The sequence below is a fragment of the Bacillus sp. JFL15 genome (assembly GCF_001184225.1).
Lineage (GTDB): Bacteria > Bacillota > Bacilli > Bacillales > Bacillaceae > Bacillus > Bacillus siamensis.
The window spans coordinates 903,205-922,223 of record NZ_KQ236689.1; the positions used below are offsets into that span (position 1 = coordinate 903,205).

Annotated in this window: 34 protein-coding genes; 1 reads left to right on the forward strand and 33 read right to left on the reverse strand. The window is 42.6% G+C overall.

The window, feature by feature from the left end; all coding sequences use genetic code 11:
* Positions 1-2 precede the first annotated feature (2 nt).
* The 21 genes from gpG to AD710_RS04600 all read right to left on the reverse strand — a co-directional run bounded on the left by gpG (position 3) and on the right by AD710_RS04600 (position 13,088).
* A complete protein-coding gene (gpG, locus tag AD710_RS04510; protein ID WP_049627390.1) occupies positions 3-371 on the reverse strand; it encodes a phage tail assembly chaperone G in 369 nt (122 codons plus the stop codon).
* Between the two features lie 58 nt (positions 372-429).
* Positions 430-1,044, reverse strand: a complete 615-nt coding sequence (locus AD710_RS04515) for a major tail protein (protein WP_014418477.1) — start codon at positions 1,042-1,044, stop codon at positions 430-432.
* 14 nt (positions 1,045-1,058) lie between these two features.
* Complete coding sequence (gene gp17, locus AD710_RS04520; RefSeq protein WP_049627391.1) at positions 1,059-1,442, reverse strand: tail completion protein gp17; 384 nt, start codon at positions 1,440-1,442, stop codon at positions 1,059-1,061.
* Complete coding sequence (locus AD710_RS04525) at positions 1,439-1,837, reverse strand: HK97-gp10 family putative phage morphogenesis protein (protein ID WP_049627392.1); 399 nt, start codon at positions 1,835-1,837, stop codon at positions 1,439-1,441. The genes gp17 and AD710_RS04525 overlap by 4 nt, the downstream gene beginning before the upstream one ends.
* Positions 1,837-2,151: a phage head closure protein gene (locus AD710_RS04530; RefSeq protein ID WP_049627393.1), complete on the reverse strand. Its 315-nt coding sequence runs from the start codon at positions 2,149-2,151 to the stop codon at positions 1,837-1,839. The genes AD710_RS04525 and AD710_RS04530 overlap by 1 nt, the downstream gene beginning before the upstream one ends.
* Complete coding sequence (locus AD710_RS04535) at positions 2,141-2,443, reverse strand: head-tail connector protein (RefSeq protein WP_046559942.1); 303 nt, start codon at positions 2,441-2,443, stop codon at positions 2,141-2,143. The genes AD710_RS04530 and AD710_RS04535 overlap by 11 nt, the downstream gene beginning before the upstream one ends.
* A 17-nt stretch (positions 2,444-2,460) precedes the next feature.
* The gene (locus AD710_RS04540; protein ID WP_049627394.1) at positions 2,461-2,841 is read right to left on the reverse strand and encodes a hypothetical protein; all 381 of its coding nucleotides are present in this window, start codon (positions 2,839-2,841) and stop codon (positions 2,461-2,463) included.
* 27 nt (positions 2,842-2,868) lie between these two features.
* The gene (locus AD710_RS04545) at positions 2,869-4,161 is read right to left on the reverse strand and encodes a phage major capsid protein (protein WP_049627395.1); all 1,293 of its coding nucleotides are present in this window, start codon (positions 4,159-4,161) and stop codon (positions 2,869-2,871) included.
* 38 nt (positions 4,162-4,199) lie between these two features.
* The gene (locus AD710_RS04550) at positions 4,200-4,829 is read right to left on the reverse strand and encodes an HK97 family phage prohead protease (RefSeq protein ID WP_049627396.1); all 630 of its coding nucleotides are present in this window, start codon (positions 4,827-4,829) and stop codon (positions 4,200-4,202) included.
* The gene (locus tag AD710_RS04555; protein WP_049627397.1) at positions 4,792-6,072 is read right to left on the reverse strand and encodes a phage portal protein; all 1,281 of its coding nucleotides are present in this window, start codon (positions 6,070-6,072) and stop codon (positions 4,792-4,794) included. The genes AD710_RS04550 and AD710_RS04555 overlap by 38 nt, the downstream gene beginning before the upstream one ends.
* A 188-nt stretch (positions 6,073-6,260) precedes the next feature.
* Positions 6,261-7,970: a terminase large subunit gene (locus tag AD710_RS04560; RefSeq protein WP_014418487.1), complete on the reverse strand. Its 1,710-nt coding sequence runs from the start codon at positions 7,968-7,970 to the stop codon at positions 6,261-6,263.
* Positions 7,967-8,482 (reverse strand): phage terminase small subunit P27 family, encoded by a 516-nt coding sequence (locus AD710_RS04565; protein ID WP_014418488.1) that lies wholly within the window; start codon positions 8,480-8,482, stop codon positions 7,967-7,969. Before AD710_RS04565 ends, AD710_RS04560 begins: the two co-directional genes overlap by 4 nt.
* A gap of 228 nt (positions 8,483-8,710) precedes the next feature.
* Positions 8,711-9,076: an HNH endonuclease gene (locus tag AD710_RS18955; RefSeq protein ID WP_046559950.1), complete on the reverse strand. Its 366-nt coding sequence runs from the start codon at positions 9,074-9,076 to the stop codon at positions 8,711-8,713.
* A gap of 69 nt (positions 9,077-9,145) precedes the next feature.
* Entirely contained in the window at positions 9,146-9,682 is a 537-nt protein-coding gene (locus tag AD710_RS19955; protein WP_231595041.1) for a hypothetical protein, read from the reverse strand.
* Positions 9,683-9,857: 175 nt separating this feature from the next.
* Complete coding sequence (locus tag AD710_RS04575) at positions 9,858-10,070, reverse strand: DNA translocase FtsK (RefSeq protein ID WP_049627398.1); 213 nt, start codon at positions 10,068-10,070, stop codon at positions 9,858-9,860.
* A gap of 126 nt (positions 10,071-10,196) precedes the next feature.
* On the reverse strand, positions 10,197-10,664 hold the full coding sequence (locus AD710_RS04580; RefSeq protein ID WP_049627399.1) for a hypothetical protein: 468 nt from the start codon (positions 10,662-10,664) through the stop codon (positions 10,197-10,199).
* Between the two features lie 226 nt (positions 10,665-10,890).
* Positions 10,891-11,433 carry a tyrosine-type recombinase/integrase gene (locus tag AD710_RS04585; RefSeq protein ID WP_049627400.1) on the reverse strand — a complete coding sequence of 181 codons (543 nt, stop codon included), beginning with the start codon at positions 11,431-11,433 and terminating at the stop codon, positions 10,891-10,893.
* Positions 11,430-11,882: an ArpU family phage packaging/lysis transcriptional regulator gene (locus AD710_RS04590; RefSeq protein ID WP_049627401.1), complete on the reverse strand. Its 453-nt coding sequence runs from the start codon at positions 11,880-11,882 to the stop codon at positions 11,430-11,432. The genes AD710_RS04585 and AD710_RS04590 overlap by 4 nt, the downstream gene beginning before the upstream one ends.
* Positions 11,879-12,406, reverse strand: coding sequence for a sigma-70 family RNA polymerase sigma factor (locus tag AD710_RS04595; RefSeq protein WP_049627402.1), 528 nt, complete (start codon positions 12,404-12,406; stop codon positions 11,879-11,881). Before AD710_RS04595 ends, AD710_RS04590 begins: the two co-directional genes overlap by 4 nt.
* Before the next feature lie 13 nt (positions 12,407-12,419).
* The gene (locus tag AD710_RS20180) at positions 12,420-12,548 is read right to left on the reverse strand and encodes a hypothetical protein (RefSeq protein ID WP_256890668.1); all 129 of its coding nucleotides are present in this window, start codon (positions 12,546-12,548) and stop codon (positions 12,420-12,422) included.
* 105 nt (positions 12,549-12,653) lie between these two features.
* Entirely contained in the window at positions 12,654-13,088 is a 435-nt protein-coding gene (locus tag AD710_RS04600; protein WP_049627403.1) for a hypothetical protein, read from the reverse strand.
* A gap of 137 nt (positions 13,089-13,225) precedes the next feature.
* Here AD710_RS04600 and AD710_RS04605 point away from each other — a divergent pair, with 137 nt between their 5' ends.
* A complete protein-coding gene (locus AD710_RS04605) occupies positions 13,226-13,744 on the forward strand; it encodes a hypothetical protein (RefSeq protein WP_049627404.1) in 519 nt (172 codons plus the stop codon).
* 110 nt (positions 13,745-13,854) lie between these two features.
* On the opposite strand, the gene AD710_RS04610 is transcribed toward AD710_RS04605, so the two are convergent.
* The 12 genes from AD710_RS04610 to AD710_RS04645 all read right to left on the reverse strand — a co-directional run bounded on the left by AD710_RS04610 (position 13,855) and on the right by AD710_RS04645 (position 19,009).
* Positions 13,855-14,679: a DNA adenine methylase gene (locus AD710_RS04610; RefSeq protein ID WP_049627405.1), complete on the reverse strand. Its 825-nt coding sequence runs from the start codon at positions 14,677-14,679 to the stop codon at positions 13,855-13,857.
* A 3-nt stretch (positions 14,680-14,682) separates the two neighbouring features.
* Positions 14,683-14,940 carry a hypothetical protein gene (locus AD710_RS04615; RefSeq protein WP_049627406.1) on the reverse strand — a complete coding sequence of 86 codons (258 nt, stop codon included), beginning with the start codon at positions 14,938-14,940 and terminating at the stop codon, positions 14,683-14,685.
* Positions 14,937-15,401: a hypothetical protein gene (locus AD710_RS04620; RefSeq protein ID WP_156187153.1), complete on the reverse strand. Its 465-nt coding sequence runs from the start codon at positions 15,399-15,401 to the stop codon at positions 14,937-14,939. The genes AD710_RS04615 and AD710_RS04620 overlap by 4 nt, the downstream gene beginning before the upstream one ends.
* A 140-nt stretch (positions 15,402-15,541) precedes the next feature.
* Entirely contained in the window at positions 15,542-15,745 is a 204-nt protein-coding gene (locus AD710_RS04625; RefSeq protein WP_024085436.1) for an XtrA/YqaO family protein, read from the reverse strand.
* Between the two features lie 79 nt (positions 15,746-15,824).
* Positions 15,825-15,980 carry a hypothetical protein gene (locus AD710_RS19770; protein ID WP_015387919.1) on the reverse strand — a complete coding sequence of 52 codons (156 nt, stop codon included), beginning with the start codon at positions 15,978-15,980 and terminating at the stop codon, positions 15,825-15,827.
* A gap of 12 nt (positions 15,981-15,992) precedes the next feature.
* Positions 15,993-16,133 carry a BH0509 family protein gene (locus AD710_RS19490; RefSeq protein ID WP_015387918.1) on the reverse strand — a complete coding sequence of 47 codons (141 nt, stop codon included), beginning with the start codon at positions 16,131-16,133 and terminating at the stop codon, positions 15,993-15,995.
* 108 nt (positions 16,134-16,241) lie between these two features.
* Positions 16,242-16,790, reverse strand: a complete 549-nt coding sequence (locus AD710_RS04630; RefSeq protein WP_049627407.1) for a hypothetical protein — start codon at positions 16,788-16,790, stop codon at positions 16,242-16,244.
* Entirely contained in the window at positions 16,787-16,945 is a 159-nt protein-coding gene (locus AD710_RS19775; RefSeq protein WP_015387915.1) for a DUF6906 family protein, read from the reverse strand. Before AD710_RS19775 ends, AD710_RS04630 begins: the two co-directional genes overlap by 4 nt.
* Complete coding sequence (locus tag AD710_RS19780) at positions 16,942-17,091, reverse strand: hypothetical protein (protein WP_024085441.1); 150 nt, start codon at positions 17,089-17,091, stop codon at positions 16,942-16,944. The genes AD710_RS19775 and AD710_RS19780 overlap by 4 nt, the downstream gene beginning before the upstream one ends.
* A 14-nt stretch (positions 17,092-17,105) precedes the next feature.
* On the reverse strand, positions 17,106-17,936 hold the full coding sequence (locus AD710_RS04635) for an ATP-binding protein (protein ID WP_049627408.1): 831 nt from the start codon (positions 17,934-17,936) through the stop codon (positions 17,106-17,108).
* Entirely contained in the window at positions 17,920-18,786 is an 867-nt protein-coding gene (locus AD710_RS04640) for a hypothetical protein (RefSeq protein WP_049627409.1), read from the reverse strand. The genes AD710_RS04635 and AD710_RS04640 overlap by 17 nt, the downstream gene beginning before the upstream one ends.
* Complete coding sequence (locus AD710_RS04645; RefSeq protein WP_049627410.1) at positions 18,779-19,009, reverse strand: hypothetical protein; 231 nt, start codon at positions 19,007-19,009, stop codon at positions 18,779-18,781. The genes AD710_RS04640 and AD710_RS04645 overlap by 8 nt, the downstream gene beginning before the upstream one ends.
* Between the last annotated feature and the right edge of the window lie 10 nt (positions 19,010-19,019).

A 19,019-nucleotide genomic window follows, 5' to 3' on the forward strand; every position in this document is an offset into this window, starting at 1 on the left:
CTCTATTCCGCGCTCGTAGGTGTATTCTTCTCCGTCTGTTCCGGCAAAAAATCCTGATCAGCAGCCTCAATTTCTTTATAGCCGGCAATTTCCGAGAGAATGCGGCTTACTTCCTTAGCCACTTCAAAAGATTCCAGCCCCTCAAATAATTGATCGTAAGTAAATTGGTTCCGGAATACCCCTACGATAAATTGCAGCTGTTTTTCAAGAATCTTGATGCTTTCCTCCAAATTTTCTGCTGTTTTTTCGGCTTCTGCGTTCAACCGTAATGCTTCAATAAGTGTTTTCGTATTTGTCCGAGGTGCAATAAATGTTTTCAATTTCTTTTCATCTTCGAACCATAGTTTGATTGAGATATGTTTTTGAGCCATGTCGACTCCTCCTTTTAATTGTTATAGAAATAAAAAAGGAAGCACTCTGCTTCCCTTTTTAAGCGCCAAGATCAGTGCTTTTACTTGCCTTGGGTTCATCGTTAGATGAAGTGTAGGCGTTGCCGTATACCTTTTCATAAAACTTGTCTAAGTCGAAATTAGGCGCGTCTTCATCTGCGATGATTTTATACACATCATCCTGCTCTCTTTCAAGAAACTCCGCGGACAATTTAGAGGTCTGGAAGTCTATTTTTTCTTTTTTTGTGCTCCAGTCATCATCAGGCAAAGTGAATCGGCCTTGAACTAAGCCTACATGACGTTTTTTTCCGTTTGCTTTGACACCAAAGAAGGTAATCGCGATCCAAGGCGGAGTAACGTTTTTCTTGAAAAGATATAGACCGTCTTTGGTTTCCTCTATCCCAAATAAATTGACAAGGTGTTCCGGCGGTACGTCTCGCATTTCTAAGTCGAGTTTCGTTGAGCCAGTCGAGACAGCTAAATCAGCTACTTTGTTATCTGCATACTGTTTTTCTGTAGATGAATCGGTTGCCATCTTTGCGTTGATAACATGTGGATAATCAATGATCTTGCTGGCGATCCACAAGCCTTTTTCTTTTACTAACGGTGAATACTTGACGCCTTCCAATCCCACCATAGAACTGTATTCAGGCATAATAAAACCTCCAATTATAGTAAAATATTGGCCTCAAACCGATATCCTTTCCGGATGAGGCGCTCAGATTGTAAAAATTCATTAAAAGGACCATAAGCCTGGAAATCAAAAGTTCCCATTACATCAACGACAGCAGCCATTACGGATTCACAAGACTGATTGTGGTACACATCAATCTGATATAGCGTGCTGTCCTGGATGGGCTTACCGTCTGCCCATTTGGTTGTTCGATAATCTAATTCTTGTACGACAATATAAGGTGGCTGGCTTTTTATTCCTTCCGGCACTGCCAATTCATAGATATTGCCGGGGTCAACCAATGATAAAAGCGCCGGATGAGCTTCCAGCGCTTCAAATAAACTGTTTTTCAATTGTGCAGCCCGTTCGATAAGATTCACAGCTTGTATCCCGCCTTTATGACTTTTTCCATTGCATCAAGCATCTTGCCATTCGCCTTTAGCATACTCCGGTGAATAAATGGATTGGCAGCTTGATGGAGCGTGCCGAATTCCGGCAAGTGAACACGGAATTTTGTATCTTTTGTAGGGCCTACAACTGCGTATATCTCTCCGTCTTCGTCCCGCCTGATACGGCTGCCGACTATAATATCATCGTCAATGTGCGGATGACTTCCGCCAATGGAAGAGCGTGGAGCTTCCTCGTTAATTTCCGCAGCCAAAACAGCCCCTCCGGCTTTCACTACTGCTTTATGAATCTTTTCATCCTTACGGGCCAGATCAGCAAAAGTAGATTCAAGCTCTCTAAACCCTTTCAATTCCAATTCAAAGTTCATCAGCTCACCACATTTGCTTTAATTGTAATGAAGTGCCGACGCGAATAGTTAGGCAAGATCGACTCTATTTCATAAGCCTTTTCACGAAAGATGATTCGCATATGCTCGTCTATGTCTTCACGATGACGTATTGTAAATTCCACTGTCTTTTCTTTTTGGATCGCAGCCGCAGCATAATATTCCCGGCCCTTTAAGCCCTCCGCCTTTGCCCAGCATTCAATAACTGTTTCCCAGCTATCATTTCCCTCCACAGGCAGACGGCCACCGGGCTTCTTTTTTTGAAATTGAATGCGATACCGCATATCATTTAGCATTGGCCTTCACCTCTGGAACCGTGTATTTCAACTGATTGATCATCATAGTCAGCACCCCATCAAGATTGGATGTCGTGCCGGCAATCTCCCGGTTCTCATACCAATGCGTCACAAAAGCTTTTACACACATAGCTGCTCGTGCTGAGTTATTCGGAAATGTAAGGCCAGTAGCACCTGTTATATGTTCCTTTGCTGATGCGATAAAGTCTAGAATTAAATCATCCTCCTGATCGCCATCGACCCGGAGGAATTTTTTCACTTTCTCTAATTCTATTTTTTCTGCTTCTGTCATCTGACTTCATCAGCCTTTCATTCTGCTGGAGTGGTCGGTTTCAGCTCATCAATTTGTTTTTGCATACCATCAAGTAAAGCTTTTACTTCACTGTTCAGATGCTCCAACATGATGCTGCCAGTCCCAACGTTTTTGCTGCGAACTGATTTTTCGGCCAGCATTTCATGTGCAATGCTACCCTCTTCAATGACTGCCGGTTCGCCTTGGGGTCCTGGAGGTCCTGGTTCACCTTGGGGTCCTGGTTCACCCGGATCACCCTTTAGGCCTTTTACGTAGAGAGGATTTTCTTCGCTGTTATCAGCAACCGAAATGTCAGTGATCGGTACTCCTTTACCGTTGTCCCTCGCAGAAGTTAATACACCGTTACTTTCGTTCAGAATATTGTCTAATTTCGCCATGTCGATCAATCCTTTCAATTTTTATTTTTACTTTCCAAGATCAGCAGACTGTTCAGGCGTTTCTACCTTTGCGTCTTCCCCGACGACAAGATCAGTGACAATGACGGCTGCTTCCGGATCTACCACTTTTCCGTCAAATCGTTCAATGCCGCGGAAATATGTCTGATCCGTAAGAAAAGCGTCTCCGCCCACGTCAGTTGATTTGATTTCGAATTTTTGACGGTCAAACATGAAATATGCACTTTCAAAATCACCGAAAAGAATATGAGTCTTTTGTGTCTTGTCGTCAGTTACAATTTCGTCATAAACCTCAACCGGACGTCCGAACAAAAGGAAGCTGTCTTCGTCCCTAGGATCTTGAGCTAAGATGCCTCTGCCGTTTTTATCTTCAATATTTGCCAGAGTTTCAAACGCTTCAGTATTCATAACCCACTTTGCATTTTTACGATATCCGCGTTTAATCTGGTTTTTAACCTTGCGTAGAAATTTGATCGTAATTACAGATGGCGCTTTAAGCGTTTTGTATTTGCCGCTGGTAATGATGCCTTCAACATTCGTCTCCCCACCTTTTCCATAAAAGACTTCATCATTTTCTGTCACTACAGCGGATTCAGAGAGCCAGTCTACGATTTCACGAACAAAGTTTACAAAAGAATCATTTAATAGCTCGCTAGAAACAGGCAAAAATCCGGCGAACTTTTTAACGTTGTACCAGATTTGTTCAAATTCCATGTTTTTTAGTTCTTTAATTTGTTCTTTCTCGGCTGTATTATAGAGTTTTCCGGCTACACCTTTTCGGACTGTATAACTCCCTGATGGAGCAGTTTTAGGTACAACGCGAACCAGATTCCGAACGGAATTTAATTCCTTGATGGATTTCAAAATCTCTTTTGAAATATCGTCCGGAACAGTATACCCGCCGTCTTTATCACTTCCAGAAGACAACGAGCGATTTTCTTTCAGAACACGCTGCATCATGCTTCTTTCTTCTTCTCCAAGGTCATGACTGCGTCCGGTCAACACTTTAAACCAAGCATCCCGGTATTCTTTTGTAGCTGTTAAGATATCGCGCTGTTCCGGTTCCTCATCAGGTTTTCGTTCAAGTTCCGGTACAAAGTTTCGCTCTTCACCCAAAGCCGGCAGTTCCAAGCCGCGTTCTTCCGACATCAGTTCGATTTGTCTTTGCAGCGCCTTCGCTTCATCAAGCATGCTGCGGGCTTCTTCGGACTTTCCTTCATTCAAAAGATTGGATGCCTCTTGTTTTTTCTGTGTGAATTTTTGTCTTAATTCACGTTCTTTTTTTGTCATTGCTACTGTCATTCAGGTATCCTCCTTATATTTGAACATAAAAAATAGACCTACAATGTGAGGTCTAAAAGTTCAAGTTCCATTTTCATTTTTTCAATTGGGGCAGTCCGCATTTCTTTTAACTGCTCCACTTTTTCTAAACTGCGTTCACCAAGCACTGCCTCCGTATCGCTATAAGCGGGCGTCGTTACGAGAGAAATGTCAAAGATACGTTCGATATTATTGATACGGCGTTCATAAATGTCCTCTTCATCATTATGGCGCCATTCGTCTGGATCTCCTTGACTGTAATCCAAAGAAAAAACAAAGGAGCATTGATTGATGACTACGCTTCTGATATTCTCCATTAAATCCTTAGCGTACGTCGTCTCTGTGGGGATAAAACGGAATTTCAGACCGATAGCGTCTACTTCCAGTTCAAGCCTCCCGGTTTCACCAGAAACCGTATTTCTCGCTAACGGATAATCCTGACGGTGGTTAAAAAGCGCCACAACATTAGAAAAATCTGTAGAATCTAAAGCGTTTCGGCTGATGATTTCTTTAAACCATCCTCCCAAGCGCTCTGACCACTTTTCGAACTTCAAGGCATATCCCTCTATATAATCCCTTTTCTCTTTTCCTTCATCACCGGCAGCCCTCATCTCAATCTTTGTCGTCAGGTGCCGTATTTCCTTGTTCATTTTTGTTTTCACCCCCTTTAGCTGCTTTTGCTTTATTCATTTGATATTGCTCAAGCGTATCAAGGAATGTGTAATTGAGAGAGACTAGATGGCGGTCGCCGTGCTCTATCGCATTCTTCTCTTCAAAAGCACGAATTTCATTTATATTTAATGCACTGATCCGTTCCATAATTTCATAATATTCCGCCCTAGATTTCGCATCGCCGCGCAGCTCGCTGTTCACATTGAATTTGATATAGAATCCATCTTTAACTTCTTCATCAGTAAAGAGCTTCGTAATAATCTCCTGTTCAAAAGAAACCAGCCACGGTTGCAGTGTATTTTTTACGTATTCAATTGATTGGTGTTCAATATTATTGAAAGTTGCCCGGTCCAACTCATTGATTTTGTGCAATGGAACTTTAAAAATAGATGCGATTTGTGCCTTATTAAATTTCATTGACTCCACAAACTGAGCTTCTTGCAACGGCATAGATATTGATTCATAAGAAAGGCCAGCATCAATAATTGCGATGTTGCGGCCCGCATTGACTTTTTCCCATTCATCTCTAGCCCGATTTTTTGCATCTTCATCAATTAATGTCGGAACTTTCAATATTCCTCGGGGGGTAGCATCATTTTTATATAATTTCGCATTGAATTTGGTTGCAGCAGACTGCGCTCCGATATGTTCCCGTATGACACCTATCGGGCTTTTGCCGTTAATTCCGTCTTCTGTCATACCCTTGAAATGCAAAACCTCATCTGCGTACAATTCAACACTTTTAGAATTAATGACAGTTTCATACCACAGCATACCCGTGTTCGGGTTCACATAGGCTTGTGTATTGGCAGGGTTTAATGGCAATAGAGCTGTAATAAAACCATTCCGATCTGTTTTTATATAAGAATAGGCATTCCCCCATGTACAGGCATGGGTCATCATGAGTTTTTTCCAAGTAAAAGCCGTCATGTATTGATTCGGCTTAATATAAAGCAATTGGGCAACAGGATGATCCATACTGCTTATAATATTTCCTTGCTTTTTTTTGAATGTATGGACTGAAAGCTTAGCAATGTCATCAGACAATACATTCACACATGAATAGACATCAGGATGAATTAAGGCGGTTGACTCGCTCACACGTTCACCGCTGGCCGTCTTTGAGCCGCCGAACATATCAATGATCCAGTCAGGAGGGTTCGCAAGATTCCAAGTCTCTGATTCATTTGATCTTTTTGAAAACAGCCCTTCCAAAAACAATCAATCACCCCCTTTTTTTGCTAATTAACACGGCATAAAATATAAAAAAGACACCCGTCGTCAAAAGACCGATGTTTGTATGCAAGCGATATGCGGCGCACGCTATAAATGCTGCACCTGTGATGAAAAGAAAATCGTTTAACAGAAGCAGCAAGAATGCGAATATTTTTTTCACGATTACACCGCCCTTAGAAAGAGAATGACGCTGATTTGATATATGAGTTCAGGTCTACTTCATTATCAGTTTGAGAAGCTCGTACATAAGCATTAATCAATGCGGCTACAGGATCAATCCGTTGTGTTGATTTGGATTTATCCAGCATGATATTCTCTTGAGCATCTACTTTGGTTACTGCGTTCCCCATCGCCCAAGTTAGCAGTGAATTTTTCGGATGAATGACTTTTTTTGATTTCACCTTAGCTCTGAAGCCTTTAGTCGGTTCCGATAGAGTAGCAACACCCTGACGAATTTCAATCATTACATACCCGTCCGCCTCCATCTGCTGAGCAAACTGCGTCGCATTGTATGGATCATATCCAATTTCTTTGATACGCCAGCCGTTTTCCTGCTCCATCTTTTTGATGTAAGCCCTGATGTAATCATAATCAACAACAGCGCCGTCAGTTGTCGTAAGCCATCCCCTATCTTTCCATGTGTCATACGGGACGTTGTCGGTTTTCATTCGCTCAAAAAAAGTATCCTCCGGCATAAAGCCGTGGCTTTCCACAGCAACCCGCCCATCATCCAAAGGAAAAACAAAAGATGCTGCAGTTAAGTCGATTGTTTTTGACAAGTCGATACCGACGTAACACTCCCTGTTTTTCAGATCCGGAGTTTTGTCAGAACCGCAGTCAGCCCAAGCCTGCATATCCATATAGCCGTTTTCTCGCATGTTTACCCAGATGTTCATGTTTTTTGTCATGAAATTTCTCATTTTCTCCGGGACAGCAAGCGCGACCTCCAATTCCCCACGTAAATAATTCAAACCGTGCTCATTGGCAGCAACAATCGGATTCGCTTTAATCCAGTTCTTTTCATCTTTGACGTCATCGCCTTTATCAAGCTCATTGACCATTACAAAATATTGCTCGTTCTGTTCGACCTTATTCGGGTCCAGTATACGAGACACGTAGTCATATTCCACACGATAAGCAGGATTATTTAATTCAAAGCCGGCCGTCGTAATAATTAACATTAATGGCTGGGCGCGGGCGGCCATACCAGAAGCCAGGACGTCATAAATTTCTGAGGTTTTATGAGCATGGTATTCGTCTATGATGCCGCATTGCGGGTTAAACCCGTCTCCGGTCTTCCCGGCATCTTTAGAAAGCGCCTCAATTTTCGACTGTGTTTTGGGGTGCTCAATTTTCCCATATGCAATCCGATATTTTTTTTCTGGCTTGTTCAAAAGGTCGCTTTGCATGATCTGCGCCTTAATTTCATTCCAACAGATTTTTGCTTGTTCAGTTTTTGTAGCCCCAATGTATACCTCGGACATATACTCATCGTTGGCCATTGTCTCATAGGAACCAACACAGGCCAGGCTCTGGGTTTTGGTGTTTTTACGGCCGACCTGCCAATATACCTTTTTAAATCGGCGGTAGCCGGTATCCTTATGCACCCATCCGTACACATTACCAAAGATGAAAATCTGAATAGGTTCAGGAACAATATTTTCACCCTGTAATGGCCCTTTCGTATGTTTAAATTGTGTCATCCAGTAAAGGAACCGACGAGCTTTTTCGTCATCAAACACATATGGGAATTCCCTTGTGCCTTCCCTACTCACATCATTTAAAAAACGCTGGCAAGCCCATATGTGTTTTTCGCATGCCACAATCTCACCCGATATCACATCGCGTGAGTAATCAAGTAGAAATTGTTTGATTGTATTCATACATTTTTAAACTCCTTTTCTGCAGCTGTTTTCTCCCGTTCTTCCTGTGTACGAGTGATAGCAAGCTTAGCCCGGGCAGACGGAGTCAGGCCGAAGTCATTAGCAGCCGATTTCATCTGATCATAATAGTTTTTTTGCCGCTTTAATAAAGGATGTTCTTCCCCTATTAACTTGATAGGATTTCCCTCTTCATCCTCGCCTTCTGTATGGACCATAATCCCGTCTTCTTCAATCACTTTTGATATAGATATATACTGAGAGTAGGCGTTGCAGTAGGCGGCCAACATGCTGATGTCCGCTTCCGTGATGATCTCGACCTCAGCCAGTAAAGCAGCAACTCGTTTGAATTCTTTTTTTCCGACTTTATCCAACCACGTAGGCGGTTTTATATTATCGGATCGCATTTTCAGCTTTTTCTCGTGCTCAGCCCGGGCGGCCAGCTCTTCCGTATTCTTTTTATTTGGGTTGCCCTGTATCAATTGAAGCGTCGCGGATTTTGCAGGCCTCGGCATGTTCTCACCTCATTTCATGTCAAAAAAATTGCATTTTTCACTTGTTTTTTTCACCAATCGTGATATGATGAAATCAACAACAAAACCAGTCGTACCAAGCCCTCTCGGCAAATTTGCTGAGGGGGCTTTCTGCTGTTTCCGGAACTTTGAAAAGCGGTGTTTGTTTGCAGAAGGGGGATCGCCGTTCTCCGTTCGTTTCCCTTCCAGAGATTTGTTAGGGGGGGAGGGTCACTTGCCCTTACTGCCGTGAGCCTTGTTGTGACAGGCGTTACACAAGCTTTCAAGGTTCTTTATGTCCAATCGTTTCGACCAATCTTTCTTTACTTCCACGATGTGATGCACCATGTCAGCCGGAGTGAAGCAATGATCTCTCAAACAATGCTGACAGAGATAATTGTCTCTTATCAAAGCAAGTTGTCTTGTTCGTTTCCATTCAGTTGATTTATAAAAACTTGTTATTGTTTTGTTTCTTGAATGTTTGTTGTAATGTTTTGTTTCTTCTTGTTGTTGTGTCTTGTGTGTATCACAGTACCGGTCACGGGTGAGACTGGAGCATCCGCGAGTAGCGCATATCCTTAGAGGCTTCAGAGGCATGAAGCCTTATCCTTTGTAACCTTTACATTCATTGTTATTCCTCCTCAATGATTTAATAGAAAGAAAACATCACTTGAGCCTTTTTTCATTTATGCTTATTGCACCTAGGTTATGGCTAATTGGTCTTACTGATCCATCTTCTCTATGAGCAACAATGTCAATATAAATCGGTTTGATCCCATACTCATCCCCAGTAAGATAAGAGAAATCTACACGGACTTTATTCTTTATTTCTTCGCCTTTATATAAAACACGCGGAACGGAAGTAATGTCATCAAGCTCAATCTGTAGCAAAGGCGTTGCTTTCGATGTCTTTAAAGGTTCTGGTTCTTTGTGATTTAGCACTCCTTCCGAGACACAACTGCCAATTATCGGCCCGCCAATATATTCAACAGCTTCTGTCTCGCCTTGAGCGGGAGAGAAAGTCTTCGCTTCTATAAACGTTTCATTAACAATGTTGGAGTCTTCAACTTCAATCATTGCAATGTCTAACCCTCCATCAAGAATTACGATGCCTGTTTTAACTGCCTTTTCAATTTCCATGCGCAATTTCTCTTTTGCTCCTCTATCAAGAGGTACATCCGTTTTAACAACTGGAATTCTCAAGTCTGTTCATCCTCCTTCATATTCTTTCTAAACTGCCCCCGCACTCAAGCCGTTAACCGCCGATTGTCTATCTTGAGATTTACCGGACGCAGTTTACAGAGAATATAAAAAGCGCCCCCTTATTAGACGGCGCTAATCTTTATAATGAATATTTAGTACATGTTTCTATTAGTGATTAATCTTGTTTTAATATTGTTCTCGGTTTAGAACCATCCCACGGAGAAACAATACCTTCCTCTTCCAACCGCTCCATAAGTGTTGCAGCATTCACATAACCGATTCTGAACCACCGTTGCAAGATAGACATAGACATTATTCCGTTTCCACATGGATCAAGCATTACCCATTGTTTTACTTCTTCGAAAGACGGTTTTCCAATGCCGCTCATATTATCCCTCCAATAGAAAAAGCGCCCTCCCGATTGGGAAAGCGCCTGCCTGTTTATTACCTATTACCATAATACCTTATCTAAAACAAAATGGTGTGCCGTTATTCTGCCATAAGTGTGCCAAAATTAACAATTGTTTAATTGGGCTTCTAATGTATCTATCAGATTTTTTTGTGCTTTTAGAACTTCTTTTTGGTGAAATAGTGTGTGCTTTATACCCGCAACAATATCATTGAAGTAACCTTGGTCAATTAGAATACGCATATTCTTAGTTTTAGCGTCTGATCTTTTATGAATGTTCACCGCTTCAAATCTTTTATGGTGATAATTATAAATAAATAGCTTCTCTTCTTGCTCATCATAACCAACTATCGGACCGCCTATATGACTAAACGCCTTCCCTCTTAGGTTTGGATGAGTAAAAGCTATTTGTTTATTCACGTACCATAACATTATTTTGTCATACTCTTTTAAAAGATTTTCAACAGCTTCTACTTGTTTTTCTCGCAAAAAATTAACAGTTTTTATATTTTTGCGAATTTCCTTTTCATCTTCCTCTAATTCTCCCAAAACTCTTTCAATATCGAGTGACATATAATTCTCCCCTTTCTAATGACATAATAGCTCATATTTTTCCATTTATCCACATTATCCACGAATTACCCATATGTTATATACTGTGCAACTGCCAGAAGTGCCGTCAGCCCTTGCCATCCGTGTTTTCAAACAATATCCCTAAAATGAATTCCACGTTTGCTTTTTGAAGAGAATCAATAAAAATATGCAAAAAAAGACTCATCTTGTTTATGAGATGAGCCTGTTATATCTTGAATTTCTTCATGGCGTTGTTCATGGCATCCTGATTGATTCCAATGTATCGAAGGGTTGTCCGCTGATCTGAGTGATTAAAAATCTCCTGCAGCATGGCAACGTCTTTTGTTTGCTTGTAAAAATGGTACCCGAATGTTTTCCTCAGCGTGTGCGTGCCTATATCATCTAAATTGACATACTCAGCAGCAGCCCTCAGAATCTTATAAGCCATCGACCGGGAAATGGGCTTGTTGATCCCTTCGCGGCTTTTGAAAAGATATTCATGATCTTCCTTCCCCTCAATATATGCTTTTAATTCCCTTTGAAGAACCGGCGTCATGTCAATTCTCTTTTTCTTTTTGGTTTTCTTCTCTATAAGATTGAAATACGGCCGCTTGGCGTCCCTTACCCTCAGTTCCAGTATATCTGATATGCGAAGCCCTGAGTTTATCCCGGTGACAAATAGCATGTGATTCCGCTCACTCTGTTTTTTTAGAAACCGTTTGATATAGAAAATGCATTCCGGATCTCTTATCGGCTGAACAAAATTCATTCCGGCGCGCCCCCGTCCTTATAGACTTCCACGCGAAGAGCAAATGCCAACCGGTAAAATGCTTTTGCTTTCGTCCGGTAGTAACTGCGCTGGCTGATTCTCATTTCTCCATAGACTTCATAATCATACATCTCTTCATTCTGCATGTAGAGCATGACAAGTATTTGCCGCTCTTTTTGAGAAAGCCGGTTAACCGCTCTTTGTATTCTCTTTAAAAACCGGTCCCTTTCAATCTCCCAATCCATGCGTTTTAATGCTGCGTCTTCGGTGGATGAATGAAATTCATTCGAAAAGCTGGGAGGGACAAGGCTATATGTTGCGGTCACTTTCGGCAAAAAATCCTCCGGCACTTGTAGCAAGTACATCCGATATTGTTCGAGCAGCTTTTCTGCTTTCATTCTCGTTGCTTCTTCGTCAATTTGAGGAATATTTAATGTCAATTGATTCATTTCTTTCCCCCCTGTGCACCTTTAATATTTGAATTAATGTATCTTGCAATCTTCATTCGTGAACGGTTAATTGTTGTTTGAACAGTTCCTTTTGCAATACCGAGCAGTGCGCTAATACGTTCATAAGAAAAACCTTCTACAATATGCAAAAGAAAAATTTCCTTTTCGCGATTCGTAAGTTTGCCGAGACAATCATTAATTATTTTCTGCTCTTCCTCCGTAACTGATCCGGTTTGCTCTGGCAGAATAGAAAAATCATTTGAGAAGACTTCCATTATCTTAGGATCAATGAACATAGTCCTTTGATATGAGGCTCTGCGATCTATTGAGCGACGTGACCCGGGTTGCCTCCCACTTTCAAGCCAGTCGATTGTCCATTCGAGATCAGAAATCATATTTCTGAGATTCTTTTTATCTCTTATACCAGCAACAGGAAGGTCGCTTTCATTTGCTTCCGCAAGTGGCTTATACATTGCTTTTGTTTGTTTTAGTGTACTTTTATAGCTGAAAAGTAAATCTCTCACAATGATCCCCCTCTTATTTACGCTTTAACGCCCCACCTTTGCCTCTTTTTAGTGTTTGCCTGTCTTGCCCCATCATTTGCCGCCAAAAGCGCTCTGATTGCTCCTGAGCGTTTTTATTGGGCTTTTCCTTCCTCTTCTTCATACCGTCCCTCCGTTCAAATAAAAAACGGACACCAACCAGAGCACAGTGATTCTGTGCAATGATCAGTGTCCGCAGGCTCTCCGTCTTGGACATATTGATTTTTGATTACTTCACGTAAAATTTTGCTGATTCAGATGTTCCAATGTAGTTCCGCTTACCGGAATCAGAATAGCAGTCAAGCTGGATGACATAGGTTCCCTTTCCGGTCTTATTCCAGATCGTTTTCACGTTGAATGATTTCAGAGGCGTTGCCGTTTTGAAGCTGCCCCGCTGTACTAAATTCGTATCAGTCAGCCCGCCGCCGCTGCGTTTCTTGTATACGCCGGCCGTGTAATAAAGTGTTTCTGCTCCTTTTTTCTCGGCTTTCCAGTCGACCGTTGAGGCGCCGGTCGTGTATGTCGCAGCATCCGTAAACACCCGGCCGCTGTACCCGGATTCATTTTGCCAGCCGGACCATTCCGCGGAAGCAGACGGCGCAACGGCCGCCGCTCCCGTAAGTAATACTGCTGATAGGATGATTGATTCAAATAGTTTTTTCATTATTGTTCCCCTTTCGTTAAACTGACCTTTTACACGGCCTTTCTTTGTTCATAAATTATTAACACTTATTTACAAGGTTATTTTTAATCTAGGACGAATTCTTTAGGTGTATCAAAAAAACTAAGGGAGTGTTGATAATGAATTTTAAAAAGTTAGTAACGACTACATTATTAACTTCAGCAATTTTAGGATCAGGCTCAATTGCAAGTGCCGCAAATTTAGACAGTAAAGAACAAATCGCACCACTTACAAACACACCACAAGTGAGTTCTATTTTCACCACAAATGGAAAAGCATCAATAACTGCAAGTGTTGTATATGTAGGTGGCAGACTAGAAGCTAATGGTTCAAGCAAAGATTATATAGACTCAAAAGTGTTTACCCTCTCAAATAACACTGGAACAAATTATAAAGGGTGGCAAGAATCCGAAAGGGCAAACGCAGCTGCTTATCTTAAGTACGAACTAAAAAATGCATCTACAGGTACAACTGTGTCTCAAGTCAGTTATTATGGTGAAGTTAAAGCAAATGATGGACGTACTTGGCCTACTTTATCCTTTACCAGCTCTAATATAAAAGTTACAGATAGCTATTATGTTAGGGTTACCAATCTTGGTAGTTACCCTGTGAACTTCGCTGGTAATGTTTACAATTAATGTCTAGAAAAAGCAATCTTATTTTAGGTTGCTTTTTCTATCTTAAAAACGCCTTCGGGCTGATTTTATATCAGTCTAGGTGTAATCGCAGTCCGGGCAATGGTATTCGATCATGACCGGACCACCGAATCAAACAAGCTGAGTTGAGTGATCTTATAGTTGAACAGCAATAATTCTTCAGCTCCGCGGCTTTTTCCGGATCCGCCGACAACCTGTTTGTATGCAGAAAAGGTTTCTGACTCCCAGTTCGGATAGATCTCGAGTATCAAAGGATCATCGTAATAAGAAAGAACCACTTTTCCTTTGACCTGATTAAGCAGCCGGGCCAGTTCCCGGTGGTCCTCTTCAGTAAAGCCGCCAGCATAAAACCGCTCGCGCCCAACATATGGCGGATCCACATAAAACAGAGTATCCGGGCTATCGTATTTCTCAATGATGTTGCGAAAATCCTTACATTCGATCATGACGCCCTTCATGCGGTTGGCGAAAGACTCGAAGGCAGCGCAGGCGCTTATGTATCCGCCAGCAGGGTTCTGCCCGCTTTGTGTGCTATGCCTCCAGCCTGTCTGCGGTACTTCCTCCGCGTTCCCCTTACTAATGCCGGAGCGATTCATATAAAACCATCTGACAGCCCGGTCAAAATCATTTTGCGGGTAATCTTCAGTTTTCCATTTCTCATAGAGCGCCCGGCTGTACGGAATGGATTCGCAAGCCTGCTGCATGGCCTGCGGATCCTTTCTGACTTGCATCAAGAAATTCACCACATGGCCGTCAATGTCGTTATACACTTCATGTCCCATTTGCGGCTTATTCGCTATGACATGAGCCGCGCCGCCGAAAGGCTCGACGTACACCTTATGGCCGGGCATTTTATTTATGATGTGATCGGCGTATCGACCTTTGCCGCCAAACCAGATTAACGGTGAGCGCGCCATCCCTTAACCTCCGATCAAATTCGGCAACACGGAGATAGTGAAGAAGATGAGCCCCACGCATGCCCCGACCAGCCAGATATTTGTTTTATCCCGTTTAGCGATAATGGTATCGCCGATCATTTTCAGATCGTCAGACCGAGCGACAAGCGTTGGGATGTAGTCCGGGTGGACCTTTAAAAGCTCGGCTGCCTGCTCGACGGTCATTGCTTCGTCCTTCGTGGCCTTCACGTTCCGCTGGAGAACTACTTGTAAAGGCATCATTCTACTTCCCCCTTCGGTGTAAACTCTTTGATCACTTTAAAAATATAAGCTGTTTCCCCGTTATCTAATTCATCCATAGCGCACTCAAAATCTTTTCCCGCGCTTTTCATTGTGCCGTGGAATTGTACATCTTCGCTTTGCGTGTCATATACCATATAAGTATCATTCATTCCGCTTTCTTCTTTCTGTTCCTCGACCTTTATTTTTAGTTCTTCGTTCTCTTTTGTAAGCCGCTTAATCTCTTCTTGAGCCTGCCGAAACTGATTGACCGCGATTTCCTGCTGCCGCTGATGCTCCCGATTCATAGCCTGCTGCATGATTAACTCTTCCGCGAGCTTTTCGGCTGCTGCTTCCAAAGAGATTTGCTCCGGTGTACTGGCTGGCGTTTTTGAAAGGGTGCAAATGTAAGAGCCGGTATATAAAACCTCACCTTTTGACAAATTGATTTTGAATTCTTTCATGCCCAGGCCTCCCGGTCTAAAAGACATGTTTTACATACAACCCAATGAGCTGAATAATATATTTTTCCGCAGCGTTCACACTTGCGGGCAATTTCGTTTCGATACATTTTCCGTTCCTCCCCCGCAGGGGAAAACCCCTGCTAATTGAATTTATGGCCGATCTCGTAATCACAACGAGCCAGACCGCCTTTTACTGTTTGAATGATTGTTTTACCGTGTTCCGGTGCCTCAACGACATATGCGGCGTTTTGGTTGCCGTCTAACACGATGACAGACACCTTCCCCGGCTCAATAAATTGAGAAACACTTGTATTTTGATTGAGTGATATATGTTTTGGCTGCATGTTCAAAGCCTCCGTATGGTATAATAAAAGTGTCTAGGTTTTATTTACCATACGGTGGCGGTTGCTTTAGCGGCCGTCCTTACATCCAATAGTTTGACGGGAATAGCTGTATGCCAACCTTTGGTTTTTCCGTCGGAATGATTGGGTGTTTTTTTATATACTCAACGCGTTCCTCTTCGCTCATCACCCGTGTTGTAACTTCTCCGTGCCGACGCAAGTTTTTGTTTTCTGTCATGGTGCTGTCCTCCTATTCTTTATTCATGCCTTTGATTTGAAGATTATATAAGCGCTCAAGCTCTTCATCTGTCTGGCGGTTTAAAAAATCTCTGCCATAAGAGCCGATAAGCAATAGCCATTCCATTAAATGCTTTCGTTCTGCCTGTCCCAAACGTCTGCCACTCCCTTCATAATCAGCATTTGTAAAGCCGCGTTCCGTACCTCCGGGGCGCAGTCTTCATAACGCACGATGACCATAAGTTGCTGGACCGTTGCTTTTTCAAAACGGAAGCTTTTGCTTGTTGCGTTCATCTTCTGACGCTTCCTTTCCGAGCAAGCCGGATTCCCGAGGCTCAATGAGGTCTCTTTTTGCTTGGTCGATGATAAGGAATAACGTTTCATCTTCATTCCGTTTCAGCTCTTTTGCTATGTTGAGATAAGACTCATCTGCCTCCCATAGCTCCCGGAAACGCCTGATTTCACTGTCATAAAACATGAAGTTTAGCTCCTGAAAAGGGATATACACCGGGCTTTCTTCAAACAAATAGCGTAGTCGGTACATTTTATCTTTCATCGTTTTCTCGGATATTCTAATTCTTTTGTTAGCGCGTAAGCCGTTTTTACGGGCGGGCAGGATGTTTTTTCTTGCAAAGTCCATGACCAGCAAAATGATTTCATCCGAATCTCTGTTTAATAATTCCGACATATCAAGAATTGATTTCCCATCATGCCAGTATTGAACGACCTTTTTTAGCTGGACCATTGACCATTCATAATTCATATCCTCCAAAGCCAGTTCGAACGGTTCAGCATTGACCGCCTGACTCATGCCCAACACCTCCGGACCGTTCCTGTATTCCGATGGACGATAATAAGACGGTGTTCATGCTGCAGATTTTTGCTTACAAGCCAGTTATTCGGGTTTAAGCCGTTTGCCTTAATGACATTTTTCTGTGCGCGCGTCGGGCGCTTCCCGTGTTTCACACTGCATTCCCCCTAAAGTTCTGATAGTCTGCTATTTTTTGATCAAGAACCTTGATAAGCTCGTCTATTTCTTTTTTGCGCTGGTCATCCGTTAATTTGCGTTCAGGGACGATCTGCAGCACGCCGGGCATGATTGCTTGTATCAACTGTTTTCACCTCCTTAAACCAGTGAAGCCGGTGTCTTGCGGCCTTTGCCTTTTTGCGCCTCTTCAAACTCAATTTTTTCAAGATGGGCCGTAAGGCGGTTGACGGTCTTTTTGTCATAAAGCTTTGCTAAAGCCAATCCTGTGAGGTTTGTTGTTACAATCGTCACCTTGCCTTGCCTTCCAGTAGAGATCCCATACCAGACCCTCTGAATGAAATCAGGGGCTGTCCTTTTCTCGTTATCTGTGTCGCCCACTTCACTCCCCAAGTCGTCGATGACAAGATAATCGACTCGTGTGAGCAGTTCGATCGCCTTGGACTCCGTAAGTTTTTCAGAATCATCGTTGAAAGAATTTTTTATGCGCCGCATGAGTGCGTCACTATTAACAAAAAGAGCTGATTTTGCATATGCTTCTTGACTCTTTTTGTTCAGTTCTTTAAGTGCTGATATTGCCAGATGACTTTTGCCGGCATTGGACACACCGGTTATAAATATGTTCATGATTACACCCGCTTTGATCTGATCAACCAGTTCAAGCATCCGGCGTTTGTTCTGTTCATCCTCCTGGTTGTAACAGTGATATGTTTCAAACGTTGCCTTTTCCAGAGTTGGATCGGCAATGAGTGAGTGTGTAGAAAGAACCCTTCTCTCTACCTGGCGGCGCCAAACCTCAGCTTCTTGCTCAATCTCCTTATTGCGTTGCTCCCTTTCGCACATAGGACACTTTACAGAGCCGTTCCAAAGTTTCATGAGCTGAACTGGATACGGTTTTTCTTCTCCGCCTATTATTCGAGTGTGTTTGTCACAGTAAATGGGGTTGCCGTGCTTGTCAGTATGGAATATCATCCTGCGAGATATTTCGCCCTCTACTGCTGCTGCCTGCTCCTTTGTGAAGTCCTCCATGTGGTCCATTCCCCCGTTCGCGTTTCATTTGCATAGTAAGGTCATCGAATTTTTGATTGAGCTTATCAGCTGATAAGATATTCGCAAACCAAAAGTCATGGTTTTGCGTCCATATGATCATGTCTTTAATTTCTTCGTATGTTCGCGGCTGCTCTCTGTTCTCCATCATCAAGCGAAAACGATTAGCCCATTTGTCAAGGTTAGGGACCTTCGCTTTTGGGTTGTTCCGCTGAATAAGAGAAAATAAGAGCTTTGCCAAATTCATGTGGATGTCCTCAAATTTCAATTTGGGGACATATATATTCTTTTCTTTTTCTTTTTCTTTTTCTTTTTCTTTTTGTCCCCTTGACGTCGACGTATCGTGACACGTATCGTCAACGTATCGTGAAAACAGTTCCCTGATAGACTCGTTCGGTATATGCGGATAAACCAATTCGATTAGTGAACGATCCTTTACCTCTCGTAACTCTTTTTCTATGCAATCCAGCATAGGCTTCCCGGCTTTATTGAGGTTGTAACGCCCCCATTTTAAAATGGCAATTTCTCGGGTACCCGGATTGTATTCGACCAAATGATGATGATGCTGAAACCGATCCATAAGGCTGTTTATGGACTCAATAGAGTGTCCAATATCAAAAGCCATTTGCTTCTTGGTGATCGAGTAAATGCCTATTTGTGAGGTGAATGGATTCGTCAATAGATACAGATAAAAGTACCTATCTTCTGGTGTCATTTCCTCAAGCACTTTCGGATCTTGCCAAAATTCGGTTCTTACGTGGCGATATTTAGCCATTGTTTCTCCCTCCTTGCGTTGCGGTCTCTGCCTTCGTCAAAGACCATACAGACCGTTTGCCGTTTACGATTACAGAGCCGAGGGTGTTTTGCTGACATTGATCAGACAGGCAGGTGCCGCCTTGAGCTTTTAGTTCGGCAATTGCCTTTTCGTGAGTATTAACAGACTCGCTTATAATTACGTGAATTTGATTATGCAGCCGGACGCGGCTTTCTAAAAACACATGTATTCTC